Annotated in this window: 8 protein-coding genes; 3 read left to right on the top strand and 5 right to left on the bottom strand. The window is 58.9% G+C overall.

All coding sequences use genetic code 11. The features are described from left to right. Positions 1-94: 94 nt before the first annotated feature. The 5 genes from PMI22_RS03490 to PMI22_RS03510 form a co-directional block, all read right to left on the bottom strand. Positions 95-862: an SDR family oxidoreductase gene (locus PMI22_RS03490; protein ID WP_007948679.1), complete on the bottom strand. Its 768-nt coding sequence runs from the start codon at positions 860-862 to the stop codon at positions 95-97. A gap of 62 nt (positions 863-924) precedes the next feature. After that, positions 925-1992, bottom strand: coding sequence for a phosphotransferase family protein (locus PMI22_RS03495; protein ID WP_007948678.1), 1068 nt, complete (start codon positions 1990-1992; stop codon positions 925-927). A gap of 144 nt (positions 1993-2136) precedes the next feature. Continuing rightward, on the bottom strand, positions 2137-3102 hold the full coding sequence (locus tag PMI22_RS03500) for a 2-hydroxyacid dehydrogenase (protein WP_007948677.1): 966 nt from the start codon (positions 3100-3102) through the stop codon (positions 2137-2139). A gap of 104 nt (positions 3103-3206) precedes the next feature. After that, positions 3207-3806, bottom strand: coding sequence for a TetR/AcrR family transcriptional regulator (locus PMI22_RS03505; protein WP_007948676.1), 600 nt, complete (start codon positions 3804-3806; stop codon positions 3207-3209). 29 nt (positions 3807-3835) lie between these two features. Further along, the gene (locus PMI22_RS03510; RefSeq protein WP_007948675.1) at positions 3836-4219 is read right to left on the bottom strand and encodes a tautomerase family protein; all 384 of its coding nucleotides are present in this window, start codon (positions 4217-4219) and stop codon (positions 3836-3838) included. Between the two features lie 424 nt (positions 4220-4643). On the opposite strand from PMI22_RS03510, the gene PMI22_RS03515 reads away from it, so the two are divergent. From PMI22_RS03515 to PMI22_RS03525, 3 genes are all read left to right on the top strand, one after another. Next, positions 4644-4964, top strand: coding sequence for a hypothetical protein (locus PMI22_RS03515; RefSeq protein ID WP_007948673.1), 321 nt, complete (start codon positions 4644-4646; stop codon positions 4962-4964). A 159-nt stretch (positions 4965-5123) separates the two neighbouring features. After that, the gene (locus PMI22_RS03520) at positions 5124-6404 is read left to right on the top strand and encodes an HAAAP family serine/threonine permease (RefSeq protein ID WP_007948671.1); all 1281 of its coding nucleotides are present in this window, start codon (positions 5124-5126) and stop codon (positions 6402-6404) included. 94 nt (positions 6405-6498) lie between these two features. Then, a complete protein-coding gene (locus tag PMI22_RS03525) occupies positions 6499-8151 on the top strand; it encodes a SulP family inorganic anion transporter (RefSeq protein ID WP_007948670.1) in 1653 nt (550 codons plus the stop codon). Positions 8152-8284: the final 133 nt, after the last annotated feature.

Here is an 8284-nt window from a genome sequence, read left to right as displayed (position 1 = left end):
GAACGCAGGCTTCGCCAGCTGCTACGGATCGCGTAATGGCTTAACTGATCGGCATTAGCCCAAAGGCTGCCTTTTGCTTACCTGGCGATTTGATTCAGGACAGGAATCCGCCGTCCACATTCAACGAAACCCCAGTGGTGTAGCTCGACGCATCACTCGCCAGATACAACACGGCGCCCGCCATTTCACTCGGATCAGCCACGCGCTTGAGTGGAATTTGCTGCAGCGCAGTCTTCAGGATCGCGTCGTTCTTCACCAGTGCCGAAGCAAATTTGGTGTCGGTCAGGCCCGGCAGCAGGGCGTTGCAACGGATGCCGAACTGCGCGCATTCCTTGGCGAACACTTTGGTCATGTTGATCACGGCGGCCTTGGTCACCGAGTAGATGCCCTGGAAAATGCCTGGCGAGACGCCGTTGATCGAGGCGACGTTGATGATGCTGCCACCACCGTTTTCGCGCATGATCTTGCCGGCTTCCACCGACATGAAGAAGTAGCCGCGGATGTTGACGTCGACGGTTTTCTGGAAGGCGCTAAGGTCGGTGTCCAGCACGTTGCAGAACTGGGGGTTGGTCGCCGCGTTGTTGACCAGAATGTCGAGGCGGCCAAACTGTTCCTTGATGCCGGCGAAGACCTGGCTGATCTGTTCCATTTCACCGATGTGGCAAGCGACGGCAGTGGCCTTGCCGCCAGCGGCGATGATCGCGTCGGCGACATGCTGGCAGCCGTCGAGCTTGCGGCTTGAGACGATGACGTGGGCGCCTTGCTGGGCCAGCAATTTGGCGATGGCTTCACCGATGCCGCGACTGGCGCCGGAGACGAAAGCGATTTTACCGTCGAGGTCGAACAACTGAGTCTTGGACATGGGATTCTCTTCTAAAAAGTCTTGTTATTGGGGCCTGCTTTGCGAGAAGCGCGCCAGACGGATCAGAGGCTGGATTTCGAAATGACTTGCAGGCTCATTTGCTCCAGCATCTTGTTCATGTGAATGAACTGCGCGAAGCGTTTGTCCTGCGTCTGACCATGGAAGAAGCGGTAGTAGATCTGCTGCACGATGCCAGCCAGACGGAACAGGCCATAGGTGTAGTAGAAGTCGAAATTGTCGATCCGGATGCCCGCGCGCTCGGCGTAGTAGTCGACGAATTCACGGCGGGTCAGCATGCCCGGTGCATGGCTGGGCTGGCGGCGCATCAGTTGCACCGGTGGCGGGTCGCCGGCTTCGATCCAGTAGGCGAGGGTGTTGCCCAGATCCATCAGCGGGTCGCCGAGGGTGGTCAGTTCCCAGTCCAATACGCCGATGATTTGCATCGGGTTTTGCGGATCGAGGATCACGTTGTCGAAACGATAGTCGTTGTGGACGATGCTGGAAGTCGGGTGGTCGGCCGGCATCTTGTCGTTGAGCCAGGCTTTGACCGCTTCCCACTGTGGCGCGTCCGGGGTCAGGGCTTTCTCGTAGCGATCGCTCCAGCCTTTGATTTGCCGAGCGACATAACCTTCGGGTTTACCGAGGTCGCCCAGGCCGTAAGCGTTGTAGTCGACACGGTGCAGTTCAACGAACTTGTCGATGAAGCTTTTGCACAGCGCTTCGGTTTTCGCCGAATCCAGGCCCAGTTCCGGCGGCAGTTCGGAACGCAGGATGATCCCGTTGACCCGCTCCATCACATAGAACTCGGCGCCGATCACCGATTCGTCGGTGCAGTGCACGTAGGCTTTGGGGCAGTACGGAAAGCCGTCCTTGAGCTGGTTGAGAATGCGAAATTCGCGGCCCATGTCGTGGGCGGATTTGGCCTTGTGACCAAACGGCGGCCGACGCAGGACGAATTCCTGCTCGGGGTATTCGAGCAGGTACGTCAGATTCGACGCGCCGCCCGGGAACTGGCTGATCTGCGGTAAACCGCTCAGGCCTGCAATGTGCGCCTTGAGGTATGGATCGATCAGGCTGGCGTCGAGCTCTTCGCCGGAGCGGATACGGGTGGACTGGTCAGTAAGCGCCATGCTTATCCCTTCTGCTTATTTTGGAGTCCTGCGACTATTGACTAATCTAATCCGCGCTTCCGGCACCCACAACCTTCAACGCCCCTTATAGGTGAGCGTGTTGCCGGCCAATCATTGTTTTTGATACACCTGTTTGAATAAACCTCAAACCGCGGCGCTGCTCTGCGCACACGGCAAGGCAATGGGCGTCAAAACCGGGTTGCCGGAGAAAAACGCCGCCAGATTGCGTCCCACCAACTCGACGGTGCCTTGAGTCGCCTCAGGGGACAATCCCGCCACATGCGGCGTCAGGATCACGTTGCTCAACGATTTGAGTGCCTGCGGCACCTGCGGCTCGGCATCGAACACGTCCAGCGCGGCGCCGGCAATGCGTCGTTGTTCAAGCGCGCTGACCAGGTCGGCGGTGACGATCACGCTGGCGCGGGCGATGTTGATCAGGAACCCGTCGCGCCCCAAGGCGTCTAGCACATGTTTGTTGATCAAATGCCTGGTGCCAATACCGCCCGGGGTCGCGATGATCAGAAAATCCGAGGCACGGGCCAATTCGGTAGGCGTGGAGCAAAAGGTGTAGGGCGCATCGCTGCGATGCTGACGGTTGTGGTAATTCACCGTCATGTCGAAGCCATTGGCGGCGCGTTTGGCGATGGCCATGCCGACGGCACCGAGGCCGAGAATGCCCAGGCGCTTGCCGGCGAGGGAAGGGCGCATGATCTTCGGCCACTCACCCCGACGCACCGCCGCATCGCAGCGGGGAATGTCACGCACCAGCGCGAGCAGCATCGCCATGGCATGGTCGGCGACCGACGACGCATTCACCCCGGCACCGTTGGTGACCGTGATACCACGGTCGGCGGCGGCTTGCAGGTCAACGTGTTCGTAACCGGCACCGATGACACAGATGATCTTGAGGTTGGGCAGGGCGGCGATTTCATCGGCGTTCAGACCCAATGGGCCACGGGTCAGCACCGCATCGATCTGAACGCCATTGCGGGCAATGGCCGCCGCGCGCTCGGCAGGGGTTGGGGCAAGAATCAGATGAAAACCCTGATGTTCAAGAATCGGCAAATAATCATTGATGGTTTCAACCAGTACCAGAACGGTTGCAGGCATGCTGCGCTCCTGTGAGCATAGGAATGTCGGGGGGCTCGAACGTCGCTTCAGATTGCTGATTCCCGATCAGTTTGGCAATGGCCAAAGGTCTTACACGGGGCTGATCAGTTGGATGAACCCTTCGAGGTCAGGAACGTGCATGCCGCGTCAAGAATCTCATCCGACAGCGCATCGCCGCGGCTGGCGCGGGCGAGGGTCAGGGCACCGACCATCAGCGAATACTCCACCAGCGCCTGTTGCCGATCCGCATCGACATCGCCTGAATTGAGCAGCGAGCCGTAGGAATTCAGCAGCCGGTTGAGCCCTTCCATGAAGGTCTGGCGCAATCCACTGTCTGTCGCTTCGTGGCACATGTCCCCGGCGAAGGCGACCACCGGGCAACTTTCACCCGGGTTATCGCGGCTGGCTTGCGACAGGTAAGGCTCGATCAGCGCACGGCGGGCGGCGTCATTGTCGTCGACATGGGCGGCGATCCGCTCCTGCCAGCTTTCTGCCGATTGGTCGAACGCCCGGCCGCTGGCCTCCTGCGCCAACGCTTCCCTGGACTCGAAATGCCCGTAGAAGCCGCCATGGGTGAGACCTGCTGCCGCCATGACGTCGACGACACTGATGCCGTGCAAGCCCCGCTCGCGAAACAGGCGCGTGGCAGCCTCGACGATGATTTCACGGTTGAGGTCAGCTTGCTTGCGGGAAACTCGGGGCATCAGTGGCTCACAGGTATCAAAGGTGGGGATCAAAGCGCGTACTGGGCAATCCCGTTGCCGAACGACCAGTTCTCTTTTTTCACTTCCACCAGATTAATGAAAACATCCTCCAGACGCACCGCCAGTTCACGATTCAGACTTTCGGCGATGGTTTTGTAGAGCAGTTTTTTCTTCTCGTCCGAACGGCCTTCGCTCAGCGTGATCTGGATGATCACCAGATTGTCCGTGCGTTTGATGCCCAGGTATTGGGGGTCGAAGATGAAATGGTGTTCATCGTGCTCCGCCAGTATCTGGAAATTATCGTTTTCCGGCACGGCGATGGCGCTGTGCATGGCGGCGTAGATGAGCTGGCCGACGCGTTTGGCGAAGGTGGGATCCTGATGCTTTTTGATGTCGACACGAACCAGTGGCATGGGATGTCTCCAGATAGAAGGCCGGTCAATTGAAAATACATGACAGAGGGCCTTTATCAAGGGGAAGCTGCTGTGCGGCGATGATCACACACCCACGGTTTCGGATGCTTTCAGTTACCTATTGGTGTTTGCCCGCCATACGTGCCTCACACATAATCCACGGCATGTTTTTCGTACGCAGGCGCCCAGAGCGGCCCATCCAGGAGGAGGCGAACACATGCCAGCCAAGAAAATTTGTCGTAAGGAAACACGCTTGCCTATCAGTCGAGTCATGGACGTCACAATAATTTCGACGACAGTGGGCAGTGCCTCGTTCGCGAATATGATTTTCCCTGGTCTTGGAAGTACTCTGGTGGGTGCTGTTCTAGGCGCAATTTTTGGTTTTCGAGCTACAAAATCGGCCTCATATCAAGGATAGGGCCCTATGGCGCCGGACCAATTCAACTGCTCGATTATCAGCAGCATTCTTTGCATCGCCATCTATCTGGGACTGTGCTGGTACTACAAACAAAAAGCAGACCTGACTCATGGGGTGATCATCGCCACGTCAATGACGGGCCTGGTCGCAGCCTGTGCCCTTGGATCACTCACGATGTCCTCGAGCCTAGAGCAGATTGGTGTGTTTCGGGAGCATAAGCCGAGCATTTTAATCGGCACTTTGGCGATGATCTGGGTTTCAGTGACAACGGCGCATCAGTCTGTGATGCACCCTGTTCGATCAGGAAAGCGTCAATCGCCGTCCTGAAAACCTCTGATCCGCACCACCACTCCTCAGCTAAGTATTTGCTTTTATTCATTAATCCCGGACAATCGCGCCCCTGTTTCGGCCAGGGCGCTGCCTGTCGGGTTTTTCCGACTCGTCCTGACCGGGTAGCAACTGACCGGAATGTGGAGATCCCACCGGATGAATGATCAGGCCAATAGCGTCGACAAGCGCTATGTAGCGGCGGCACCAGCGACTCTTTCGAACTGGAATCGTCATGACACCACCTGGATGCTGGGCCTGTTTGGCACCGCCATCGGGGCCGGCACGCTGTTTTTGCCGATCAACGCAGGGCTCGGCGGTTTCTGGCCGTTACTGGTCCTGGCAGTGCTGGCGTTTCCCATGACTTTTTACGCACACCGTGGTCTGACCCGCTTCGTGCTGTCTGGACGCGAAGGCGCCGACATCACTGAAGTGGTGGAAGAACACTTTGGCATCAAGGCCGGTGCGCTGATCACCTTGCTGTACTTCTTTGCGATCTTCCCGATCCTGCTGATCTACAGCGTGGCGCTGACCAACACCGTGGGCAGTTTCCTGGAGCATCAATTGCACATCACACCGCCACCGCGTGCGGTGATGTCGCTGGTGCTGATCCTTGGCCTGCTGGCGGTGGTGCGTTGCGGCGAGCAGGTGATCGTCAAGGCCATGAGCCTGATGGTGTATCCATTTATCGTGGCGTTGCTGTTTTTGGCGGTGTTCCTGATTCCGCACTGGAACGGCGGCATTCTGACCACCGCCAGCACGCTTCCTGAACCGTCGGCGCTGCTGAACACGTTGTGGCTGGCGATTCCGGTGATGGTGTTTTCGTTCAACCACTCGCCGATCATTTCGGCGTTTGCGGTCGACCAGAAGCGCCGTTACGGCGACCACGCCGAAGAGCGCAGCTCGCAGATCCTGTCCCGCGCTCACCTGTTGATGGTGGTGATGGTTCTGTTCTTCGTCTTCAGTTGCGTGCTGACCCTGTCGCCGGCACAACTGGCCGAAGCCAAGGCACAGAACCTGTCGATCCTGTCGTACCTGGCTAACCACTTCAGCAACCCGACCATCGCCTTCGCGGCACCGTTGATTGCTTTCGTGGCCATCTCCAAGTCATTCCTGGGCCATTACATCGGTGCCAGCGAAGGCCTTAAAGGCCTGATCGTCAAAAGCGGCAAACGCCCGGCGCCGAAGACCCTGAACCGTATGACCGCGGCGTTCATGCTGGTGGTGTGCTGGATCGTCGCCACGCTGAACCCGAGCATTCTGGGGATGATCGAAACCCTGGGCGGCCCGATCATCGCGGCGATTCTGTTCCTGATGCCGATGTACGCGATCCGCAAGGTGCCGGCGATGGCGCGTTATCGCGGGCAGGCGTCCAATGTCTTCGTGACAGCGGTGGGCCTGGTGGCTATTACCGCGTTGATCTACTCGCTGACCGCGTGATCGTTCGGCCTGCTCGCGCAGCGCCGAATTGACAGCTACAGTGGCCGCTGCACGTGATACGTGCAGCGGTTTTTTTTCGCCTGGAGTCAACGGATTGCCGAGCGCCTCACCCCCCAACCTCACCGAGCGACCCAATCCCTGGCGGGACTTGCTGGCCGGGTTGTCGATTGCCGGTCTGTTGTTGCCCGAAGCAGTCGCCTATTCAAGTATTGCCGCCGTGGCGCCGCAGGCCGGGGTGATCGCCTTGTTTGCCGGTTTGCTGTGTTATGGGCTGTTCGGTACCAGTCGTTTTGCCATTGTGTCGGCCACCTCTTCGTCCGCAGCGGTGCTGGCCGCCGCTACCGCGACGCTGGCCAACGGCGACCCCCAGTTGCGTTCGACCCTGGCCTTCGGCCTGGTGTTGGTGACCGGTGCGTTCTTCTTGCTGGCGGGGCTGTTCAAACTGGGGAGCGTGACCTCATTCATCGCCAAGCCGGTGCTGCGCGGCTTTGCCTTTGGCCTGGCGCTGACCATCATCCTCAAGCAATTCGCCAGTGTGGTCGGTGTGCATCTGAGCGACGGCAATCTGGTGCGGTTTCTGCCGCAGTTACTGCAACAGCTGCCGCAATGGAATGGGGTAGCGGCGAGTGTCGCCGTCGTGGCATTGGCCTTGTTAGTGCTGTTTGCAAGATTCCGACGCTTGCCGGGTGGCTTGTTGGTGGTCGTGATCGGCATCGTTGCCAGTCAGTGGCTGAACCTGCCGGCGTATGGCGTGAAGTTGATCGGTGTGATCGATTTGAACCTGGAAGTGCCCCGGTTACCGACATTGCCCTTTACTGACTGGTTGCGGCTGGGCGAATTGGCCTTTGCCATGGTGATGATCCTGTACGCGGAGTCGTACGGCTCGATCAGTTCCTACGCGCTCAAGCACGGCGACCGGACTTCGTCGAGCCGCGATCTGCTGGCGCTGGGTGCGTCCAACCTGTTATCCGGATTGTTTCATGGCATGCCGGCAGGGGCAGGGTTCTCGGCAACGTCGGCCAATGAAGCGGCGGGGGCCACTTCACGACTGGCCGGTGGCGTGGCGGCGCTGGTGGTGTTGCTCATTGTTCTGACGGTGTTGCCTTACATCGCCCTGACGCCGGAGCCGATTCTCGCCGCCATCGTTATCCATGCCCTGGCGCGAGGCTTGAGCCTGCAACCGCTGGGACGGTATTTCATCTGGCGGCGCGACCGGTTGCTGGTGATCTGCGCGGTGGCGGCAGTGCTGGTGCTGGGGGTGCTGGACGGCCTGCTGGTGGCGGTGGCGATCAGTGTGGTGCTGATGCTCAAACAAATGTCAGCAGCGGATATTCAGGTCCTGGGGCGCATTGATGGTGGTCATGACTTTGTCGACCTGCAACGCCATCCGACGGCGCAGACAGTGCCTGGGGTGTTGATTGTTCGGCCGGGGGAGGCGTTGTTCTTTGCCAACGTCGAGCGGATTCTGGGCAGTACGTTGCGCTTGATCCGCCATTCGCCAACGCCGATTCACTCGGTGATTCTCAGCCTGGAAGAATCGCCCGATCTGGATGGCACCAGCATTGAGGCATTGCAGGAGTTTTTTGTGCGGGTGCGGGGGGGAGGAACGCAGTTGGTACTGGCGCGGCTCAAGGATTCGGCGCAAAGCGCGTTGGCGGTGTTGCCTGAGGTGGCGGGTACACAGGTGATCCTCAGCGACTTGAGCGTGGATGGCGCGGTACAGCAGATCTTGAAGGCATACGAGTGACCTGTGGGAGCAAGCCCGCTCCCACATGGATTGTGTTGTGCATGCCTATTCAGCAGGCATAAAAAAACGCCGCACATCTCACGATGGGCGGCGTTTTCTATGGCGTTGTAACGTTAGGCTTGAACGACCGGAA

Origin of the sequence: Pseudomonas sp. GM21 (assembly GCF_000282215.1) — a bacterium.
Lineage (GTDB): Bacteria > Pseudomonadota > Gammaproteobacteria > Pseudomonadales > Pseudomonadaceae > Aquipseudomonas.
The sequence above is the reverse complement of the archived record's forward strand: the minus strand, read 5'-3'. Positions and strand labels throughout refer to the sequence as shown.

What these genes read in the sequence shown, in the direction of transcription:
- PMI22_RS03490 (WP_007948679.1), bottom strand. Translation starts at nt 862, where the DNA reads ATGTCCAAGACTCAGTTGTTCGACCTCGACGGTAAAATCGCTTTCGTC.
- PMI22_RS03495 (WP_007948678.1), bottom strand. Translation starts at nt 1,992, where the DNA reads ATGGCGCTTACTGACCAGTCCACCCGTATCCGCTCCGGCGAAGAGCTC.
- PMI22_RS03500 (WP_007948677.1), bottom strand. Translation starts at nt 3,102, where the DNA reads ATGCCTGCAACCGTTCTGGTACTGGTTGAAACCATCAATGATTATTTG.
- PMI22_RS03505 (WP_007948676.1), bottom strand. Translation starts at nt 3,806, where the DNA reads ATGCCCCGAGTTTCCCGCAAGCAAGCTGACCTCAACCGTGAAATCATC.
- PMI22_RS03510 (WP_007948675.1), bottom strand. Translation starts at nt 4,219, where the DNA reads ATGCCACTGGTTCGTGTCGACATCAAAAAGCATCAGGATCCCACCTTC.
- PMI22_RS03515 (WP_007948673.1), top strand. Translation starts at nt 4,644, where the DNA reads ATGGCGCCGGACCAATTCAACTGCTCGATTATCAGCAGCATTCTTTGC.
- PMI22_RS03520 (WP_007948671.1), top strand. Translation starts at nt 5,124, where the DNA reads ATGAATGATCAGGCCAATAGCGTCGACAAGCGCTATGTAGCGGCGGCA.